At 43.7% G+C, this 18749-nt stretch carries 19 protein-coding genes; 9 read left to right on the top strand and 10 right to left on the bottom strand.

Features of this window, described 5'->3' with window-relative positions; genetic code table 11:
• Nucleotides 1–12 precede the first annotated feature (12 nt).
• Genes CCVT_RS08275 through dcd form a run of 5 tightly spaced genes read right to left on the bottom strand, consistent with a single transcriptional unit; the run spans nt 13 to nt 5092 of the window.
• Nucleotides 13–147 carry a PglD-related sugar-binding protein gene (locus CCVT_RS08275; protein ID WP_018135967.1) on the bottom strand — a complete coding sequence of 45 codons (135 nt, stop codon included), beginning with the start codon at nt 145–147 and terminating at the stop codon, nt 13–15.
• Nucleotides 148–1299, bottom strand: coding sequence for a LegC family aminotransferase (locus tag CCVT_RS08270; protein WP_018135968.1), 1152 nt, complete (start codon nt 1297–1299; stop codon nt 148–150).
• Entirely contained in the window at nt 1286–2473 is a 1188-nt protein-coding gene (locus CCVT_RS08265) for a UDP-N-acetylglucosamine 4,6-dehydratase (RefSeq protein ID WP_155827505.1), read from the bottom strand. Before CCVT_RS08265 ends, CCVT_RS08270 begins: the two co-directional genes overlap by 14 nt.
• A complete protein-coding gene (locus tag CCVT_RS08260; RefSeq protein WP_081605504.1) occupies nt 2470–4473 on the bottom strand; it encodes a motility associated factor glycosyltransferase family protein in 2004 nt (667 codons plus the stop codon). The genes CCVT_RS08265 and CCVT_RS08260 overlap by 4 nt, the downstream gene beginning before the upstream one ends.
• 58 nt (nt 4474–4531) lie before the next feature.
• Entirely contained in the window at nt 4532–5092 is a 561-nt protein-coding gene (dcd, locus tag CCVT_RS08255; RefSeq protein WP_009650856.1) for a dCTP deaminase, read from the bottom strand.
• A gap of 196 nt (nt 5093–5288) precedes the next feature.
• Between dcd and modA the strand changes: the two genes are divergently transcribed.
• The 4 genes from modA to CCVT_RS08235 all read left to right on the top strand — a co-directional run bounded on the left by modA (nt 5289) and on the right by CCVT_RS08235 (nt 8550).
• Complete coding sequence (gene modA / locus CCVT_RS08250) at nt 5289–5990, top strand: molybdate ABC transporter substrate-binding protein (protein ID WP_018135971.1); 702 nt, start codon at nt 5289–5291, stop codon at nt 5988–5990.
• 40 nt (nt 5991–6030) lie between these two features.
• Nucleotides 6031–6696 (top strand): molybdate ABC transporter permease subunit, encoded by a 666-nt coding sequence (locus CCVT_RS08245; RefSeq protein WP_026175398.1) that lies wholly within the window; start codon nt 6031–6033, stop codon nt 6694–6696.
• A 64-nt stretch (nt 6697–6760) separates the two neighbouring features.
• Complete coding sequence (accB, locus tag CCVT_RS08240; protein WP_018135973.1) at nt 6761–7219, top strand: acetyl-CoA carboxylase biotin carboxyl carrier protein; 459 nt, start codon at nt 6761–6763, stop codon at nt 7217–7219.
• Nucleotides 7219–8550: an acetyl-CoA carboxylase biotin carboxylase subunit gene (locus tag CCVT_RS08235; protein WP_009650871.1), complete on the top strand. Its 1332-nt coding sequence runs from the start codon at nt 7219–7221 to the stop codon at nt 8548–8550. Before accB ends, CCVT_RS08235 begins: the two co-directional genes overlap by 1 nt.
• 67 nt (nt 8551–8617) lie before the next feature.
• On the opposite strand, the gene CCVT_RS08230 is transcribed toward CCVT_RS08235, so the two are convergent.
• Nucleotides 8618–9448 (bottom strand): peptidyl-prolyl cis-trans isomerase, encoded by an 831-nt coding sequence (locus tag CCVT_RS08230; protein ID WP_026175400.1) that lies wholly within the window; start codon nt 9446–9448, stop codon nt 8618–8620.
• A gap of 69 nt (nt 9449–9517) precedes the next feature.
• On the opposite strand from CCVT_RS08230, the gene gltX reads away from it, so the two are divergent.
• From gltX to upp, 3 genes are read left to right on the top strand one after another with little or no spacing between them, the layout of a single operon-like run.
• On the top strand, nt 9518–10897 hold the full coding sequence (gltX, locus tag CCVT_RS08225) for a glutamate--tRNA ligase (protein WP_018135975.1): 1380 nt from the start codon (nt 9518–9520) through the stop codon (nt 10895–10897).
• Nucleotides 10894–12147 carry a malic enzyme-like NAD(P)-binding protein gene (locus CCVT_RS08220; protein WP_018135976.1) on the top strand — a complete coding sequence of 418 codons (1254 nt, stop codon included), beginning with the start codon at nt 10894–10896 and terminating at the stop codon, nt 12145–12147. Before gltX ends, CCVT_RS08220 begins: the two co-directional genes overlap by 4 nt.
• Nucleotides 12148–12774 carry a uracil phosphoribosyltransferase gene (upp, locus tag CCVT_RS08215; protein ID WP_018135977.1) on the top strand — a complete coding sequence of 209 codons (627 nt, stop codon included), beginning with the start codon at nt 12148–12150 and terminating at the stop codon, nt 12772–12774.
• Between the two features lie 375 nt (nt 12775–13149).
• On the opposite strand, the gene CCVT_RS08210 is transcribed toward upp, so the two are convergent.
• Nucleotides 13150–13299, bottom strand: coding sequence for a hypothetical protein (locus CCVT_RS08210; RefSeq protein WP_169331153.1), 150 nt, complete (start codon nt 13297–13299; stop codon nt 13150–13152).
• A 135-nt stretch (nt 13300–13434) separates the two neighbouring features.
• On the opposite strand from CCVT_RS08210, the gene CCVT_RS08205 reads away from it, so the two are divergent.
• Both CCVT_RS08205 and CCVT_RS08200 read left to right on the top strand, forming a co-directional pair.
• Complete coding sequence (locus tag CCVT_RS08205) at nt 13435–13986, top strand: NAD(P)H-dependent oxidoreductase (RefSeq protein WP_018135978.1); 552 nt, start codon at nt 13435–13437, stop codon at nt 13984–13986.
• Nucleotides 13987–14001: 15 nt separating this feature from the next.
• A complete protein-coding gene (locus CCVT_RS08200; RefSeq protein WP_018135979.1) occupies nt 14002–14700 on the top strand; it encodes an MqnA/MqnD/SBP family protein in 699 nt (232 codons plus the stop codon).
• A 21-nt stretch (nt 14701–14721) separates the two neighbouring features.
• Here CCVT_RS08200 and CCVT_RS08195 read toward each other — a convergent pair whose 3' ends face one another.
• The 3 genes from CCVT_RS08195 to selA form a co-directional block, all read right to left on the bottom strand.
• Nucleotides 14722–15441, bottom strand: a complete 720-nt coding sequence (locus tag CCVT_RS08195; RefSeq protein WP_018135980.1) for a thioredoxin domain-containing protein — start codon at nt 15439–15441, stop codon at nt 14722–14724.
• 61 nt (nt 15442–15502) lie between these two features.
• Entirely contained in the window at nt 15503–17320 is a 1818-nt protein-coding gene (selB, locus tag CCVT_RS08190) for a selenocysteine-specific translation elongation factor (protein ID WP_018135981.1), read from the bottom strand.
• Nucleotides 17317–18642 carry an L-seryl-tRNA(Sec) selenium transferase gene (gene selA, locus CCVT_RS08185; protein ID WP_018135982.1) on the bottom strand — a complete coding sequence of 442 codons (1326 nt, stop codon included), beginning with the start codon at nt 18640–18642 and terminating at the stop codon, nt 17317–17319. Before selA ends, selB begins: the two co-directional genes overlap by 4 nt.
• Between the last annotated feature and the right edge of the window lie 107 nt (nt 18643–18749).

Genomic DNA, 18749 nt, shown 5'->3' with positions numbered 1-18749 from the left:
GCTCGTACTCTCCTAATCAAATATCTTTTTTCCGACATTTTCCGCCGTATCTATGATGCCTAAAATTTTAAATTTATTTTCAAGCTCTATCACGTCTATGACGCTTTTACAATGCCCTCCGCCCCCTACTAAAACGATATCTTGCATTTATATTCTCGCGCTGCTTGGGATATTTACTATCCTGTCGCTTAAAAATTTAGCGTTTTTCAGCTCGTCCTTTTGGCAATCTTTGAACATATCAAGCTCACTCATAAGCCTCCAAATAGGGCGGGTGCAAACTCCATTTTCGTTGCTTAGCTTTAAAAATTCGTCTCTTTTGTCTTTGTTTTCAAGCAAAATAGCATTCAACCAAAAATTTGAATGAGAATTTGATGGCTCATTTATAAATTTAATATCGTCAAATTTGGCGAAAAATTCGCTATAAATTTGCGATAGCTCACGCTTGCTTTTTAAAAATATTTCTAAATTTTCAAGCTGGGCTATGAGCAGGGCGGCATTTAAATTTGGCATACGGTAGTTAAAGCCGATCTCGTCATGAACGTATTCGTAAGGATGTGGCATTTTTGCCGTGGTCGTGATATGTTTGGCTCTTTTTGCCAAAGCTTCATCGTCTGTCACGATCACGCCTCCCCCACCGCTCGTGACTATTTTGTTGCCATTGAAGCTAAATGCGCCCAGTTTGCCAAATGTGCCTGTGTGCTTACCTTTATAATAGCTTCCTAGGCTTTCGGCTGCATCTTCGATCAAATTTATATGCCAAGTATCGCAAATTTCTTTTATCTCGGATATGCGGCAAGGAAGTCCGAATGTATGCATTGGCAGGCATGCTTTTACGATCTTTCCGCTTGTTTTATTTATGCAAAAGCCATCTGCTATCTCGCAGTTTTTATCTAAAAAATTTTGTAGCGAAGTGGGGCTAAGTCCCAATGTGTCTAAATCAACATCAATAAAAATAGGCTTTGCATTTAGATAGCTTATAGCGTTGCAAGTTGCTATGAAGGTTAATGGCTGGGTTATGACCTCGTCATTTAAGCCAACTCCGCCCAGTTTGAGTGCCACATGTAGTGCAGAAGTGGCGTTGCTCGTGGCTACTGCAAATTTTGAATTTACTATTTTGGCAAATTTGCTTTCAAATTCATTTACATATTTGCCTACGCTTGAAACAAAACCGCTGTCGATGCAGTCTGTTAAATATTTTTTTTCGTTGCCAATAAATTTGGGCTCATGAAGCGGGACTTTATCTTTGCCAAATGTTTGCTTGATAAAGTCCAAAATTTCGTTAAAATCACATTTTTTCATCTAAATATTTTCTCTTTTCTTTATGCGTAAAATCAGGGATCAGCTTAAAAAACTCTTTTAATATATCTTCTTTTTGCCATTTTAAGCCATTTTGCATGGCTTTTATGTTGATTTCAAATTCGTCTAGTTTCTTACTTTCGATAGTCATCTTGTTTTTAATGATGCCTATACTTTGAAATTTATTTAGATCAAGCTGCTCTCCTTGCATAAAAAATTCTTCAAAATCTTTCTCGCCGGTCGTATCGCTAGGGGTAAAAAGACAAGGATAAAGACCTTTTTTGGGCAAATTTTTGGATAGCTTTCTAGCTTCGTCTTCACTTTCACATAAAAATGGCTCGAAACCTAAGCTTTTTAGATACCTTTGTGCTATCTCGCTAAAAGTCATGAGATGTAGCTTTTCATCTAGTTTTGGAAAAAATATATCTCTATTTTCGCCAAATATACAGCTCATAAGGCAAAGCTCACCACTTTCTTTTGGTGTTACGAAATATCTTTTCACATCGTTTGGAGCGACTATGGGCTGGGCTTTTTCGATACGTTTTTTAAATCCAAAAAGTAGCGAACCGTCGCTAAATGCTACATTAGCAAAGCGAGCCATAGATACGTCGATGTCTTTTGAACGTCTTATAGCAAACATTTCCATTATCCTTTTGCTTGCACCCATTAAATTTACAGGATTTGCGGCTTTATCGGTACTGACACAAAAGTATTTTTTGCTGCCTTTTTCAATAGCTTGTTTTAATGTTTTGTCGGTATTAAATATATTTGTTTCGATCATTCGCATGAGTGTGAAAGGATCTTTTTCACTTCTTACGTGTTTAAGCGCTGATAAATTTAAAATATAGTCAATATTATTTTGAGCTAGCATAGCATCAAATTCATGACTTTTAATATCTATCGCAAATGTTTTGAATTCGCCCTTGATGTAGCCAAATTCGCTTCTTATATCTCTTACGAGTTCGACTAGATTATTTTCTGATATATCGACTGCGTAGAGTTTTTTGGGCTCTCTTTTAAAAATTTCTTTAGTCACGGCAGAGCCTATGGAGCCTGCTGCACCGATGACTAAGAAGCTAGAATTTGCGATGACTTCACGTAACTTGTCTTCAAAAAATGCTATATCATCTTCAAAAAGCTCTTTTTTCCTACCTATTAAATCTAAAATTTCCATTATTTTTTCTTCTGTGGCAAAATTCCACGTTTTTTAAGCTCATTTATGAGATTTTTGGCAGCTTTTTTCGTAGTTTGAATATCTGCTTCAAACCCACCGGCTGCGGAAAATAGCCAATATTTGTGAAATTCAGCCCATTCTATTAGCTTATTTACCTTTTCTAGTTTAGTATCGCTTGGAGCGACGGAAATTTTGGCGAGTTCAAGCTCTTGATAAAAGACTGAGATTTGAAAGATATGTTCTATGTAAGGCTTATATTTTTTTCTCGTGATGAAATCTTTTGTTTTGTCGATAGTTTTTATTATCTTTAAAAGCCTCGAAAAAAGTTTTTCACTTACTTTACCTTCGTTGCGAATTTTTAATATCTCGTCTATTTTAGGCACGACTTCTAAGAAGGTGTGTTCGATCTTATTCTTAACTAGAGTTTGAACTGAAATTTTATCTTGTATGGTTTTATAGGCTTTTAGCATATCTTTGCTTGATTGTTTGTCGCTAGTTTTTGGGATATTTGGGAGTCTTTTGGCTACCTTATCTTTGCAAAGTTCGTTCATTACTTCTAAAAATGGACGTTCGATAGCACCGTTTATCCTGGCGCCACCCTCTGTGCAGTTGTAAGAAGTTATGTCTTCCCTTTTAGCCTCTTCGATATCGTTTTCAAATTGATTTTTAAAGATCGTCCAAACATATGTCGTGCGCACTTCTCCTTCGCCACCATAAGCGGTCGTGTATAAATTTTCATCTGGCTGCATTATGGTATGACCTTTTGCGTGGCTGGCACCATCCTTGCCAAAGGCAAGATCTTGACCAATGAATACGATATTTTTATGCCCCAGTGCGTAAGCTAGCTGATACCCCATATTTGCGCAGCTATGCCCTACACCTAAATAACCGTATCTTTTAAGTCCATACATCATCTCTTCGTTTTGCGGACGCATCGTTAAAACTAAACGGCGCGGTAAGATATTTTTTATAGTTTGTTTATGTGTTACTGATGCTACTACGAAGTGTATATCTTTGTCGATTTTTGGGTGTTTTTTCTCAAAAAATGTCGATGTCGGGATCATTCGCTCGATCGAGGTCACGTAGTCAGGCTTTATGCCGTTTCTTGCAAGTATCGGATATGAGGCATCGACGCTTATTATGCTCACAAAGGGAGCAAATTTTTTGAGAGTTTCAAGCTGCTTATCAAGGCTTGGTCCAGTAGAGACGATGACGGCAGTATCCATTAATCCGTGCCTCTTTTTAACTAAGTCTGTATAGCAGTAGTTTGTGAGCATCTTTGGTAAATTTTCGATATGCTGCCTGACTCCTATCAAAAGGTCATCTATGCTGTTGCCATGAGAAACGGCCATGTGAGAAAATGCCTTGGTTATATCTTTGTTTATCCTAGTGTAATCATCCGCAAAGTCGTCGTAAAATTTAGTGTGGATTATCAGGTTGTAAGTTTTTGCATACATACTTAGATCAAGCTTAGTAATAAGATAGTAAAACTGTGTATATGTGGTAAATTCCGAATAAAATAAAATCAGTCGCTCTTTTGCTAAATCATCTGCAAAATCGATCAAATTTAAAACTATATATATGATCTCTAAGTCTGGCTCTATTACGATGATTCTTTTGTGTGTTTCGTTTTTTAATATCGCTTTGTAAAAAATACCGTTTCCTAGTCCGTAAAAAAATAGTGCAGGGTATCTTTTATATTTTCTTTGCGTTTCTTCTAATAAATTTTCAATATCCTTAACGGGGTTTTCGTAGATATATTTAAAAGTTTTTTTGTTGATGATGTTTATATCGATTATATCGCTTCCCTGAAAAACCTCATATTTGTCCTGGGATGAGAGACTAAATAATCTTGCAGCTAAAATTTCGTCTTGTTGAAATAGGGCATTCAAATTTTTTTCAAATATTGGATTTGCTATGCCCTTAAATTCGATTTCTTTTTTTTCTTCTTTGGCTATTTTACTAAGACCGCCAAGCCTGATATCATCATTATCTCTTGCCATATTTACCCCTTTTTGATTATTAAATTTTATGCCATAAAGCAAATTTTATGCCATAAATTTACTTTAATATCCTCGGCAGTGTTATCCCTTCTTGCGCTTGATATTTGCCCTTTTTGTCGGCATACGTCACCTCGCAAGGCTCGTCACCCTCGATAAACAGCACTTGCGCTATACCCTCATTTGCATAAATTTTAGCCGGCAGTGGCGTCGTGTTTGAGATCTCGATCGTGATATGTCCCTTAAATCCTGGCTCAAACGGAGTTACATTTACGATGATGCCGCAGCGCGCGTATGTACTTTTGCCAAGGCAGATAGCAAGCACATTATCAGGCATATTAAAATACTCTACCGTGCGCGCGAGAGCAAAGGAATTTGGCGGCACGATACAGACATCCCCGACGAAATCGACTACATTTCTCTCGTCGAAATTCTTGGGATCGACGACCGTTCCGCCTACGTTTGTAAAAATTTTAAACTCGTTTCCCACGCGGATGTCGTATCCGTAGCTGCTTACGCCGTAGCTCACGACCCCGCGCCCGACTTGTTCCTCGCAAAAGGGCACAATCATTTGCTCATTCAAACTCTTTTCGCGTATCCACCTGTCGCTTTTTAGCCCCATTTTTTATCCTTAATTAAATTTAAGCGATTATAGCATAATTTAAATTTAAGCATAAATTTTACTCTACGTGCGCTACTATCTTTTATTTCTATGTGATATTTTTATTTTGCAAATTTTGCACTTAAAATTCCTAAATTTATCAATATATAATAATATATTTTATACCATTAAAGCCAAATTCTATTTAGGAGGGACAATGAAAAAGTTATTGTTTTTATCGCTGGCAGCGGTATTTGTTTTTGGTGCGGATAGCCTTCTAGTCGGTGCTGGCGGTGGTTTTAAAAAGCCCGTGACCGCGGTCATCGAAAATCTCAAAAAAGATGGCGTGAATGTCGAGGGCGCGTTTGCAAATTTAGCCCAGATCACGGCTCAGGCAAAGCAAAGCGACATGGCGCTCATCGTGGGTGACGAGGCGTTTTTAAAGAAAACCGACCTTGACATCAAAGGTTACGAGCGCATCGGCAAGGCAGGTCTCGTGCTCGTCACGCCAAAGGGCAAGCAGATAAAGGACGCGAGCGAGCTTAAAAATTTAGCCAAGATCGCGATGCCAGATGCTAAAAAGGCGATTTACGGCATCCGCACGGTGGAATTTTTGAAAAATGCAAAGCTTGAAAGCGAGCTCGCACCTAAAATTTTAGCCGTTGCCGGCGTACTGCAAGTCGTTACATACGTGCTAAACGGCGAAGTTGATGCGGGCTTTATCAACTCGACCGAGGCGGAGGCTAGAAAGGGCGAATTTGGCTCGGTCATCTACATCGACGAGAGCCTTTATAGCCCCGTTTTCATCAGCGCGGCAAAGCTTGCTAGCTGCGATAAAAATGCTAATTGCGCTAAATTTTTGGACGAGCTAAAAACACCTCGTTCAAAAGAGATCTTTGCTAAATTCGGGCTAAAATAGATCAAAAGTGCGCCTAGCATTTGAAAGGGAAATTTTGCAGATCGTTGATCTAAACTGGCTGATACATCCTCTTTTTCTTAGTGCAAAGACGCTATTTGTGGCGTTTTTGCTTTTTATCTTCATCGGCTTGCCGATAGCTTATTTCCTCGCATTTTATAAAGGTAAATTTAAGGCGGTTTTAGAGGCCGTCGTAATGTTCCCACTCGTATTTCCGCCCATTGCGACGGGGTTTTTGCTACTTTATCTTTTGGGGCGAAACAGCTTTATAGGAAAGGCTCTTGGGCTAAATATCGTATTTAGCTTCAATGCTCTTGTCATAGCGGCGTTTTTAGCGGGCTTGCCGCTTTTGGTAAAGCCCGTTCAAAGCGTGCTCGAAAGCTTCCCAAAAAGTCTCATCGAGGCTGGTCTTAGCCTTGGTAAGAGCCGCTTTGAAATAGCCATTTTCATAATGCTGCCGCTCATTTTTAAAAGTGTGCTTTCGGCTCTTATATTGTCCGTCGCAAGGGCGCTTGGCGAGGTGGGTATCACGCTCATGCTAGGCGGCAATATCGTTGGTAAGACGGACACCGTTTCGCTTGCGATATTCAACGCCGTTTATGACGGACAAAATGAAAGAGCCTTGATCTTGAGCCTGATTTTGGTCGTTTTGAGTGTTGTTATGTTTGGATTTATAAACTTTTTAGACAGGGCTAAAGCGGCGAAGTAAGTTTTAATTTCACTAAATTTTGCTACAATACGCCAAACTACTTATAAAATTTTAGGAGAACTAAATGAAAAAAGAAGATATTAAGGAGCTGATGCAGATCTTTGATAGTATGACGATGAATAAAATTCGCATCAAAGAGGGCGATTTTGAGATAGAGCTTGAGAAATTCGCCGACTGCTGCGAGCTGCCCGCTCCTGCGCCAGTAGTGCAAGCCCCTACGCCCGCCGCTCCGACTCCGGTAAATGTCGTCTTAAGCACCGAATCAAAACCGAGCCAATCTCCAAAAGATAGTATCAAATCGCCTATGGTAGGCACGTTTTACATGGCTCCAAGCCCTGGTGCAGCACCCTTTGTCAAAGTAGGACAAAGGGTCAGAAAGGGCGATATCATCGGTATAATCGAAGCTATGAAGATAATGAATGAGATAGAGGCTGAGTTTGACTGTCAGATTACCGAGGCTCTCGTAGCCGACGGACAGCCGGTGGAATTTGGATTGCCACTATTTGGTGTGGAGAAAATTTAATGGAGCTAAAGCGAATTTTAATCGCAAACCGCGGAGAGATTGCTCTTCGAGCGCTGCGAACGATAAAGGAGATGGGTAAAGAAGCCATCGTGGTGCATTCGACAGCCGATGCCGACGCACTTTACGTTAGATATGCCGACGCTTCGATCTGCATAGGCAATCCTCGCTCAAGTGATAGCTACCTAAATATCCCGGCCATCATCAGCGCAGCCGAGATAAGTGAAGCGGACGCGATATTTCCGGGATACGGCTTTTTGAGTGAAAATCAAAATTTCGTTGAAATTTGTTCTCATCACAAGCTAAAATTTATAGGACCAAGCGTAGAAGCTATGGCTTTGATGAGTGATAAAAGCAAGGCCAAGCAAATGATGCAGCGTGCCGGTGTGCCGGTAATCCCCGGCTCTGACGGTGCGATAGCAGACATCAAAGTCGCCAAGGATCTAGCTAAAAAGATCGGCTATCCGGTCATTTTAAAAGCAGCTGCAGGCGGTGGCGGTCGAGGCATGCGCGTAGTCGAGAAAGAAGTCGATCTTGAAAAGGCGTTTTGGTCGGCCGAGAGCGAGGCGATGAGCGCATTTGGCGACGGCACGATGTATATGGAAAAATATATCCTAAACCCGCGTCACATCGAGGTGCAGATCATCGGCGACAGCCACGGCAACGTCCTTCACATCGGCGAGCGCGACTGCTCGATGCAGCGCAGACATCAAAAGCTCATAGAAGAGAGCCCTGCGATATTGCTTGATGAAAAGACGCGAAAAAGGCTTCACGAGACGGCTATAAAAGCGGCAAAAGCTATCGGCTACGAGGGAGCGGGCACGTTTGAGTTTTTAGTCGATAAAAATTTAGACTTTTACTTCATCGAGATGAACACTCGCTTACAAGTCGAACACTGCGTGAGCGAGATGGTGAGCGGACTTGACATCATCGAGTGGATGATAAGAGTCGCGCAAGGTGAGAAGCTGCCAGCTCAAAGTAGCATAAAGCTAAAAGGACACTCGATAGAGTGCCGCATCACTGCAGAGGATCCAAATACTTTCGTGCCAAGCCCCGGTAAGATCACAAAATACGTCTGTCCTGGCGGTCGCAACGTGCGAATGGACAGCCACATCTATCAAGACTACTCTATACCGCCGTTTTATGACAGCATGATAGGAAAGCTAGTCGTCTGGGACGAGGATCGAAACAGAGCGATCCACAAAATGAAAGTCGCATTAGATCAGCTCATCATCCAAGGCATCAAAACCACGCGTGATTTTCACATCGCGATGATGGAAAATCCCGACTTCATAAACAACAACTACGATACGAACTACCTATCAAGGCACTAGAATTTACATTTAGACCCGCTCTGGCTGAAATTTAGCCAAAGCGGGCGAAATTTACGTTAGCTACGATTTATCTTAAAATTTGTACCTTTGCTTTTGCGCGGAGCTTATCGAAATAATCCTGCATGGTTTTTTGCTGCTCGTTTTGATAAAGGCTGTTTATTATCTCGTCTTTAATCTGATCAAAGCTCGGCGTATACGAGCCGATCTTGTTTTTGACATAAAACATGTCAAAGCCCTCTTGTGTTTTGAAAATTTGCGTGAAGTCACCGATCGCGGTATTTGCTATGATCGAGGCTAGCTGCGGGTTCGTGCTTTGATACTCAAGCGTTAAATTTTGCGCCTGGACGCCTTTTAGCGGGCTTAGTTTGCCCTTTTGATTTTCTAGCTCTTGCATACTGGCGGCTCTAAACAGCACGATCTCGGCGCTGTTAAAGATATTAAACTGCTCCTTGTTCGCCTCGTAATACGCCTTTGCACGCTCGTCAGTCACGTTTTTACCGGCTTCTGATGCGATATTTCTATATAGCTTTTCTTGAAGCATCTTTTTTTCGACTTCGTTTTTAAAGTCCGTAAAGCTCGTTCCCTGCGACTCTACGGAGCTTCTAAACTGAGTGCTCGTCATGCCGTTTTGCTTTGCTATCGCGTCTATGCGCTCATTTACTTCAAATGGCGTCACGCTTATGCCTAAATTTTTGATCTGAGCTTGCTCCAGACGGTCTCTGATCAGTAAATTCAGCGCCTGCGACTCATCTGTTTTTAGCTGTTCTTTTAGCTGATAGACTTCATAAAGTGTGATCGGTTCGTTTTCGACGATAGCGGCGATCCCGTTTACCATTTGGGCTGAAAATAAATTTAAAGCAGTGCACACACTAGCGGTGAAAAAGAGCTTTTTTGTCATAATAAAACCTTTATTTAAGTAATTTGTAAATATAATTTGAGCCATTATAACATAAAATCAAGGCACGAAATGTTAGTCACCAGATTCGCCCCATCTCCTACGGGGTATTTACATATCGGCGGTCTTAGAACGGCACTTTACAACTATCTCTACGCCAGAGCAAACGGCGGAAAATTCCTGCTTCGTATCGAGGACACCGACCTGAAACGAAACTCAGAAGAAGCCACGCAAGCGATAAAAGAAGCCTTTGCGTGGTGCAAGCTTGACCACGACGGCGAGGTCACGTATCAGTCGCGCCGCTTTGAAATTTATAAACAATACGTCGCAAAGCTCCTAGCTGAGGGCAAAGCCTACAAATGCTATATGAGTAAAGAAGAGCTTGACGAGCTGCGCAAAGAGCAAGAAGCGCGCAAAGAGCGACCAAAATACGACAATCGCTACCGTGATTTTACCGGTACGCCACCAGCTGGCATAGAGCCCGTGATCCGTATCAAAGCCCCGCTAAGCGGTGAAATTTTGATACGTGACGGCATCAAAGGCGAGGTAAAATTTAAGGTCGAGGACATCCTCGATGACTTCATCATCGCTCGTAGCGACGGCACGCCGACGTATAACTTCACGGTCGTGGTCGATGATGCGCTCATGGGTGTCACGCACGTGATCCGCGGCGACGATCACCTCTCAAACACGCCAAAGCAGATCGTGCTTTATGACGCGCTTGGCTTTAAGCAGCCGGAATTTTTCCACGTCGCGATGATAAACGGCGAGGACGGCAAGAAGCTTAGCAAACGCCACGGCGCGACTGACGTGATGGAGTATAAACGCATGGGTTATTTGCCCGAGGCGCTTTTAAATTTCCTCGTGCGGCTTGGTTGGAGCCACGGCGACGATGAGATTTTTAGCATAGAGGACATGCTAAAATACTTCGATCCGCACGACATAAACAAGTCATCAAGCACCTACAACGCCCAAAAGCTCGACTGGCTAAACGCTCACTACATCAAGACCTTGCCGTATGAGAGGCTGGCTGATGAGATGAAGGAATTTGGCGTGGATTTTAGAGCGTTACCTAAGGGCGAGCTGCTGCTAAATTCACTTCGCGAACGCTCCAAAACCTTGGTCGAGATGAGCCAAAGCGCAAAGGCGATCATCGACGCACCTACCGCATACGACGAGAAAGCGTATGCTAAATTTATCACGCCGGCCAGCCTTGAAATTTTGGCTAAATTTGCTGAAATTTTGACGCTAAATTTAGACGCGGCGGGATATGAAAAGATCACGAACGAATTTTTAGAGCAAAACGGACTAAAACTAAAAGACTTGGCGCAGGCTTTGCGCGTGGCACTAACTGGCAGCAGCGTGAGTCCGAGCATATTTGAGGTGCTTGAAGTGCTTGGTAGCAAAGAGATCAAACAAAGAATTAAAAATATTTTAAAGGAGAGAAAATGACACACGTGACGAAAGAAGAGGCGCTAAACTACCACATCGGCGGCAAGATCGAGATAAAGGTCAAGACCCCGTGCGAGAGCGCAAAAGACCTATCCATGGCCTACACACCGGGTGTGGCAGAGCCTTGTAGAGAGATAAACAAAGACACCGAGCTAGCCTACAAATACACGAACAAGGCGAATTTAGTCGCCGTTATCACTGACGGCACGGCTGTGCTGGGGCTTGGCGACATCGGCGCGGTAGCGGGCAAGCCCGTAATGGAGGGCAAGGCGGTGCTGTTTAAAAAATTTGCAAACGTCGATGCCTTTGACATCGAGCTAGACGAGCACGACGCGGACAAGATCGTTGAAATTTGCAAAGCCCTTGCGCCAACCTTTGGCGGCATAAATTTAGAGGACATCCGCGCTCCAAAGTGCTTTGAGATCGAAAAAAAGCTGCAAGATGCGGTCGATATCCCCGTCATGCACGACGATCAGCACGGAACGGCGATGATAACGAGTGCGGGGCTAATAAACGCGCTTGAAATTTCAGGCAAGGACATCGCTAAAATAAAAATCGTCGTAAGCGGCTCGGGAGCTGCCGGTATCGCGTGCGCGAAGATGTATAAGGCGCTTGGCGCGAAAAATATCGTGATGATCGACAGCAAGGGCGTCATCCATAACGGGCGCACCGACCTCACGCCAGAAAAGGTCGAATTCGCCGTCAAAACCGCCGACAGGACGCTAGCAGACGCGATGAAAGGGGCGGATATGTTTTTAGGTCTTAGCAAGCCCGGAGTGCTCACAAAAGAGATGGTGCTAACGATGAATCCGGAACCTATTATTTTCGCGCTTGCCAACCCAGTGCCTGAGATCTTCCCGGAAGACGTGGTCGCCGTGCGTAGCGACGTGATGATGGGTACTGGCAGGAGTGATTATCCAAATCAAGTAAATAACGTACTTGGCTTTCCGTTTATATTCCGCGGGGCGCTTGATGTGCGCGCAAAAAAGATCACCGAAAATATGAAAATGGCGGCGGCGCGCGCGCTGGCAAATTTAGCCAAAGAGAGCGTGCCTGCTGAGGTTTTAAAGGCTTCTGGCGTGAGCGAGCTAAAATTTGGCAAAGACTACATAATCCCTAAGCCGTTTGACAAGCGCGTGCTAACCGCAGTCGCTCCGGCAGTCGCAAAGGCGGCGATCGAGGATGCCGTCGCTCGCGTAAATGACTTTGACATCGCGGCTTACACGGCAAAACTCGCAAAAGGATTTTAAATGAAAAACGTCAGGCTCATCTCGCACCCCTTGATCGAACACAAACTCGCCATTTTAAGGGATAAAAATACGCAGCCGTTTCAGTTTCGCATGCTCGTTGACGAGATAAGCCACCTGATGATTTTCGAGGCCACACGGGATCTAAATCTGCGCGAGATCAGCGTGCAGACCCCCGTGGCTACGACGAGGGCGCGAAAGCTCGCGACAAAGGTCATGATCTGCCCGATCCTGCGCGCCGCGCTTGGGATGCTCGATAGCGTTTTTACGATCATCCCCGATGCGAGTGTCGGGTTTCTTGGCTTTCAGCGCAATGAAAAAACCGCGCAGGCGGAGTTTTTCTACGCAAAGCTGCCAAAGGACGCTAAAAGCCGCCTTGCCATCATCATCGATCCAATGTTTGCCACCGGCGGCACGGCAATAGACGCGGTCAAATTTTTACGCGAAAACGGCATCAAGCAGATCAAATTTATCTCCATCATCGCCGCTCCCGAGGGGCTTAGGCGTTTTAGTGAAATTTACCCTGACGTCGAGGTCTATACCGCTGCGATCGACGAGCGACTAAACGAGAAAAACTACATCGTGCCGGGACTTGGCGACGCAGGTGATAGGGTGTTTAATACGCTGTAAATTTACAAAACCAAAGCAGATCTCACGAAACGACACCATTTTTGCTGTGACTTCGAGCTTATACGCTTAACAACTGCTTCTTGAAAAGCTGTAAACGTTCACGAGATAGGATTGAAGTAAACAGTAGCCATCGCCCAAGATCGCTACTGTTATTTGTCACGCTTGAATTTCAAATAAATCTTTGGCTCTGTTACAATATCTCATTGATTTTTAGATTTTAAAGCGAAGTCAAACCTTGTGAAGCGACGCTATCGCCGCCGATTTACAGGGAAGCGGTAGCTGACCGCGTAAATCGTGCTATATGTTCGGCGCTTTGCGGAGCGAACAGGGTTTGCGAAGCAAGTGTCAATGATTTATTATAACAGAGCCAAATCTTTACACCGCACTTTGGCTCATCAATGCCTGCACCCTGGACATTATCTTATCAGCTTGCTTTTTGGCTTCATTATCGCTTAGCAAAATTTTATGCGACATACCCTTGTCTCTATGCTTTAAAAGCTCGTATATCAGGGTCTTATCCTGCACTATTTTGTCGAAATTTAATTTTGGCTAGGTGGCGATCAGATAGGCTAAAGATCGCTCAAGAAGCATTAAAATTTTAAGCAAGTTTGAGTATAATTTTGAGAGAAATTTTTAAAATCTACAATCAAAGGAGCAAGTATGAAAACTATCGTTATAATGTCGCATCCGTATTTTGAGGATTCTCGTATCAATCGCGCTTTGTTTGAGGCGGCAAAGGGCGTGCCTGATGTTAGCGTGCGCCATTTGGAGGCTATTTATGGCAGCGATACGCGCGCATTTGATGCAAAAGCCGAGCAAGATCTACTGATCGGTGCAGACAGGATAGTGTTTCAGTTCCCGATGTTTTGGTTTTCCGTCCCGCCTATGCTAAAGGCCTATATGGACGAGGTTTTAAAGGGTAAGTTCATAAACGATAACGGTAGTAGCAAGCTTGATGGTAAAGAGCTTCAAATAGCCATAAGTATCGGCGCTCAAGAGTCCGAATATTCCAAAAAAGGCTCGGTTAAATTCACGCTGGGTGAAATTTTGCTTCCTTTGCAGCTTGGAGCGTATTACTGCGGCATGACTTTCAACCGCATCTTCGCAGCCGGCGGTGCTTTAGGCGCTACGGAGGCTGACATCAAGGCTCACGTGCAAAGATATGTGAAGCTGCTTAAAAACGAGCTGGAAGAGGATGAATATCAAATTTAAGCGAGTGAGCGAGATATGATATTTGGCAAGATAGACTATCTAAATTTGCTCCCTTTCCATATATTTTTAAAGCGCTCCCCGCTTACTAGCTACGTCAAAAAGGCGATCGAGTTTAAAAAAGGAGTGCCAAGCAAGCTAAATCGCGACCTAAGAAATGGGCGCATCGACGCTGCTGTGATATCAAGCGTCGAGAGCAGGCGAAGCATATATAAGAAGCTTGATCTTGGCATCGTCGCCAAACGACAGGTAAAAAGCGTGCTGGTGCGTAAAAATAGCGCACCAAAGCTTGATAGTGCGAGTGCCAGCTCAAATATGCTAAGCCGAGTTTTAGGGCTAAAAGGCGAGGTAGTCATAGGCGACAGGGCGTTAAAGGCTTATATAAACGAAGGCGCGGATAGATTTCACGATATGGGCGAAATTTGGCATGCCAAAACGCACCTACCGTTTGTTTTCGCCAGGTTTTGCTACCGAAAAAACGGCGAATTTTATAAAAGATTGGCCCGAAATTTCTTACGTCAAAACGTAAAGATCCCGGGCTATATCCTGCAAAGCTACTCAAGATCGCGTCAGATCCGCCCGCAAGAGATCAAATGGTATCTGAAATTTATCAGCTATAAGCTCACGGCCAAGGAGAAAAAGGCGCTTTTTGTATTTTTAAATCGTGCCAGAAGGCTGAAATTTAAGCCCGAATTTAAAGAGGCGAGCAAAATTTAGACTAAAGCTCGCCTCTTGGGGTTATTTTTTAGTAAGTATCGTTTCGTCGACGAAGAAAGGAACGCTTCTAAGGCCGGCTAAGAGGTATTTGCGTCTTAGGTTGTCCATTTGAGCGACTTGCTCGTCAGTGACGCTATGCTCCGGTACTTTGAAATTTTCTGCGAAATATTTCCTTAGTACTTTGACCTTGTCGCTGTCTGACTTGACCGATTTTAGGTCTTTGTAGATGAGGTAGCTCTTTTCAAGTGCACTTTTGTCGTGTACAGGTGTCAAGATGATCTTTAGATTCTCATTTTGCAGCGTTTTTTCGATATTTTTTAGCTCCTCACGGCAGTAAGGGCACTCCGGATCGCTAAACATCACTTTCGTGGTCTTTTTGCTATCGTTGCCAAGCCTTATGATATTGGCCGCATCCTCGTTTTTATAGATGGCTGATAGCTTGGTGATCATCATTTGTTCTTGAAGCTCGCCTTTATAGCTTTTGCCGGTTTTAAGATCGAGGATGTCAGGTAAGAGCAAATCGCCTTTCGTGAAGATTATCTCGTCTTGGCTCATACCGCCATTGCTTAGTTTCAAGATAACAGCTTCGTATTCTTGGTGGTCGCTTAGTTTGTGACGAGATAAAATTTCGACATTTACGCCTTGAGGGACGATCTGCTTGTAAAAGCCTAAAATTTGCGCATCTGTTGCGGCAAATAGCGCGCTAGCCGCGATCATACTCGTTAATACGATTTTTTTCATTGATTTACCTTTTTAAAAATTTTTTGCGATTATATATAAAAAATATAAAATAGCAGTTAAATCAGCCCTTAAAAATTCGGTTTTGCCCGTCTTTTGCTATATCGCTTGCGCGGTCGAGGTTCTCAAGATAGGCTATGACGTATTTTCGGCTTAAATTTAGAGCGTCTTTGGCGTTTTGCACATTTGCGAAGCCGTCTTTTTTAATGAGCTCTCGCAGCCTATTCATCGCATCTTCAAGCGATTTTGCCGTGATGAAGAGATTGTGCGCCAGCCTTACGACGCGACCGGCGGCGGTAAGCTTTTTTAGCGCATTATCGCCGCTGATGCGGTCTATCTCGAGCTGGTCATAGATGTTGTAAGGAGCTTCCGGAGCGAGCTTTGCGGCGTCTAAAATTTTATAAATTTCATCCTCCAAGCGTATCTTCAGCTCGCTGAAATTTACTCCGCTTTTGGTATAAACGCCCTCGTTTTTGACGATAGCGCCTTCATCTTGTAGCTCGTCTATGGCCTTTTGGGCTAAATTTTCACTCGCCCAGCCAAGTTTTAATGCGACCGAGGAGGCTGAAAATATGGCGAATTTGTTTTTCTCAAGTATGAATTTCACGAAGCTTTTTATACGAGAGATAGCGTTTATGTCGTAGATATTTAGTGCTTTTTCATCGACAAAGACGTTGTTTAGGCTCTTTGCTACGCCAAGTGCCTCTTCATGCGTAAGGCCGAAGCGCTGATACGAGCCTATGATGCCAAAGCCGTTTTTATGGATATCCTTTAGCATCGTAAAGGCACTTTTAAAGTCGCTTTTGTTAAGAGCGTTTAAAAATGCTATTTTGATCTGCTTTTTCATCGGCTCCATTATCGGATTTAGCACGCGTCCGCCGCCTATGACGCGACCATTTGAGATGAGCACGAAAGGCTCGTTAAATTTTAAAAACATCTCTTTTTCAAATTTGAACGTAGCAAAAAGGCTATCGCTTTCTTTGCTTAAAACTAGCGCTTTTGCCGCGCACTGCTTGCTTCCTACGCAAAATGTCACGCTTTGATTGTGCGTAAGGTCTGCAAAGACGACCGCATCGGCTTCGTTAAAGCCTCTAAAAAATCCTTTTTTACTAAGCAGCTGACCCTTTTTTAGCTCGCTTAGCTCCACGCCTGTTAAATTTAGCGCCACGCGATTACTGGCACTGGCGCTTTCTACGAAGCTGTCGTGCATCTGCACGCTTCGCACGCTCACTTCTTTGCCAAGGTCGCAGTCAAAGAGCTTTTCGTTTTTACGCACGCTGCCCTCTATCACGCTACCAGTCACCACCGAGCCTATGCCCTTTAGGCTAAAAACTCGGTCTATGTAATAGCGAAAAACGCCGTCTATATCGCGCTTTTTAGGCTTTATGTTAAAAAGATAGTTTTTTAGCTCCGCGATGCTTTGCTCGTCTTTTATGCTGGTCGCAAAGACGTTTAGGATCTGTAAATTTGGAAATTTTGCGATGTAGTCTCTGATCTCGCGCTCTCTTTGGGCTAGCTCCTGCGCGCTTACCAGATCGCTTTTTGTTATGGCTACTATGATGGAATTTACGCCAAGCAGACTTAGGATATTGATGTGCTCTTTGGTTTGAGGCATTATGCCTTCGTTTGCCGCGACCACCAAAAGGCACGCGTCAAAGCCAAATGCGCCGCTGATCATCGTTTTAACGAGGCTTTCGTGCCCCGGTACATCGATGAAAGCGATATTTTCATCACCTCTTTTTAGGTTTGAGAAGCTAAGATCTATCGTGATGCCACGCTCTTTTTCTTGCGCCATCACGTCGCCCTCAAAGCCGTTTAACGCCTTGATCAAAGCTGTTTTGCCGTGGTCTATATGCCCGGCGGTGCCGATTATCACGCTCATTTCGTCACCTCGTTTATGACCTTTGTGAGTTTGGCTACGTCTTTTTGTAGCACGCAGCGAAGATCTAGTAAAAATTTATCATTTTCTATGCGGCCGATGACCTTTTTGGCTCTGAAATTTCGCTCGTTTGTCTGCGCGTCGCCTTTTAATGCCAGTGCGATGCTTGGTATGCGCTTGTTTGGCATCGTTCCGCCGCCTACGAAGGTCTGCGTGTCTAAAATTTCAAGCGGGCGGGCTAAATTTTGATTTATCTCGCCGGCTAAAATTTTAAGCTCATCTACGCTTTTATGCAGCTGATTTAGCGTCGTGATGAGAGAAAATTCTTTGTTTATGTAGGCCTTTATGCTCTCGCAAAGTAGCGAGATGATGACTTTATCGACACGCAGCATCCTTAAAAGCTGATTTTTGCGAAGCTTTGCTATGAGCTCCTTTTTGCCAAGGATTATGCCGCATTGCACCGAGCCAAAGAGCTTATCGCCGCTAAAGCTAATGAGGCTTGAGCCGCTTTGTAAAATTTTACTCACGCTAGGCTCGTCTTTGTCTAGATTATACGGTAGATCGCCGATGTGACCGCTACCAAGGTCGTAGTAATCAAGTAAGCCTTTGCTTTTGGCTAAATTTGAAATTTCGCCGATACCCACATCCTCGCTAAAGCCCACGATGTCAAAATTCGAGCGATGCACCTTTAAAAGCATTTTTGTATTTTCGTTTATCGCGCTTTCGTAGTCGCTAAGGCGCGTTTTGTTCGTCGTGCCGATCTCTTTTAGGCTGGTCCCTGATGCGCTCATGACCTCCGGAACGCGAAAGCTGCCGCCGATCTCGACCAGCTCGCCGCGGCTGACTATCGTCTCGCCTCCTCGCGCAAAGGTGTTTAGGACCAAAAATACGGCGCTTGCGTTGTTATTTACTATGAGGGCGTCCTCGCTGCCAAAAAGCGTGGAAAGTAGCCTGGCCGAGTAGTCGTAGCGGTTGCCGCGAGAGCCCGAAAGCAGGTTGTATTCGAGGTTTGAATACGAGCAGATTATCTCTTTTGCCCGCTCATAAATTCGCTCGTCTATCACGCTCCTACCAAGATTTGTATGGATGCTCACACCAGTCGCGTTTATCAGCGGTGCTAGCTCGCCGGCCTTATACTGCTCGTATTTTTGCGCGATCTTTTCTATGATCGCCTCTTTGTTTAGCGAATTTTGCCCGAGTTTCAAAAGCTCTCTTTGCTCTTTTAAAATATCTCGTGAAATTTCGCCAAGCACTGGTTTTATGGCGTCTTTGAAACGCTCAAGGTTTAAAATTTTATCTATTTGCGGGAGGTTTTGAAAGCTCATGTTTTCTCCAAGTAATTTTTGTTACTGGCGCAATTGTATCACATTTTTACTTACTTTTAAAATTTAAAATTTTAACTTAACTGAGCTTTAAACTCATTAATAGTAGT

Origin of the sequence: Campylobacter curvus (assembly GCF_013372125.1) — a bacterium.
GTDB lineage: Bacteria > Campylobacterota > Campylobacteria > Campylobacterales > Campylobacteraceae > Campylobacter_A > Campylobacter_A curvus.
This window is presented reverse-complemented; position numbering and strand designations above follow the sequence as displayed.

What these genes read in the sequence shown, in the direction of transcription:
- CCVT_RS08275 (WP_018135967.1), bottom strand. Translation starts at nt 147, where the DNA reads ATGCAAGATATCGTTTTAGTAGGGGGCGGAGGGCATTGTAAAAGCGTC.
- CCVT_RS08270 (WP_018135968.1), bottom strand. Translation starts at nt 1,299, where the DNA reads ATGAAAAAATGTGATTTTAACGAAATTTTGGACTTTATCAAGCAAACA.
- CCVT_RS08260 (WP_081605504.1), bottom strand. Translation starts at nt 4,473, where the DNA reads ATGGCAAGAGATAATGATGATATCAGGCTTGGCGGTCTTAGTAAAATA.
- dcd (WP_009650856.1), bottom strand. Translation starts at nt 5,092, where the DNA reads ATGGGGCTAAAAAGCGACAGGTGGATACGCGAAAAGAGTTTGAATGAG.
- modA (WP_018135971.1), top strand. Translation starts at nt 5,289, where the DNA reads ATGAAAAAGTTATTGTTTTTATCGCTGGCAGCGGTATTTGTTTTTGGT.
- accB (WP_018135973.1), top strand. Translation starts at nt 6,761, where the DNA reads ATGAAAAAAGAAGATATTAAGGAGCTGATGCAGATCTTTGATAGTATG.
- CCVT_RS08235 (WP_009650871.1), top strand. Translation starts at nt 7,219, where the DNA reads ATGGAGCTAAAGCGAATTTTAATCGCAAACCGCGGAGAGATTGCTCTT.
- CCVT_RS08230 (WP_026175400.1), bottom strand. Translation starts at nt 9,448, where the DNA reads ATGACAAAAAAGCTCTTTTTCACCGCTAGTGTGTGCACTGCTTTAAAT.
- gltX (WP_018135975.1), top strand. Translation starts at nt 9,518, where the DNA reads ATGTTAGTCACCAGATTCGCCCCATCTCCTACGGGGTATTTACATATC.
- CCVT_RS08220 (WP_018135976.1), top strand. Translation starts at nt 10,894, where the DNA reads ATGACACACGTGACGAAAGAAGAGGCGCTAAACTACCACATCGGCGGC.
- upp (WP_018135977.1), top strand. Translation starts at nt 12,148, where the DNA reads ATGAAAAACGTCAGGCTCATCTCGCACCCCTTGATCGAACACAAACTC.
- CCVT_RS08205 (WP_018135978.1), top strand. Translation starts at nt 13,435, where the DNA reads ATGAAAACTATCGTTATAATGTCGCATCCGTATTTTGAGGATTCTCGT.
- CCVT_RS08200 (WP_018135979.1), top strand. Translation starts at nt 14,002, where the DNA reads ATGATATTTGGCAAGATAGACTATCTAAATTTGCTCCCTTTCCATATA.
- CCVT_RS08195 (WP_018135980.1), bottom strand. Translation starts at nt 15,441, where the DNA reads ATGAAAAAAATCGTATTAACGAGTATGATCGCGGCTAGCGCGCTATTT.
- selB (WP_018135981.1), bottom strand. Translation starts at nt 17,320, where the DNA reads ATGAGCGTGATAATCGGCACCGCCGGGCATATAGACCACGGCAAAACA.
- selA (WP_018135982.1), bottom strand. Translation starts at nt 18,642, where the DNA reads ATGAGCTTTCAAAACCTCCCGCAAATAGATAAAATTTTAAACCTTGAG.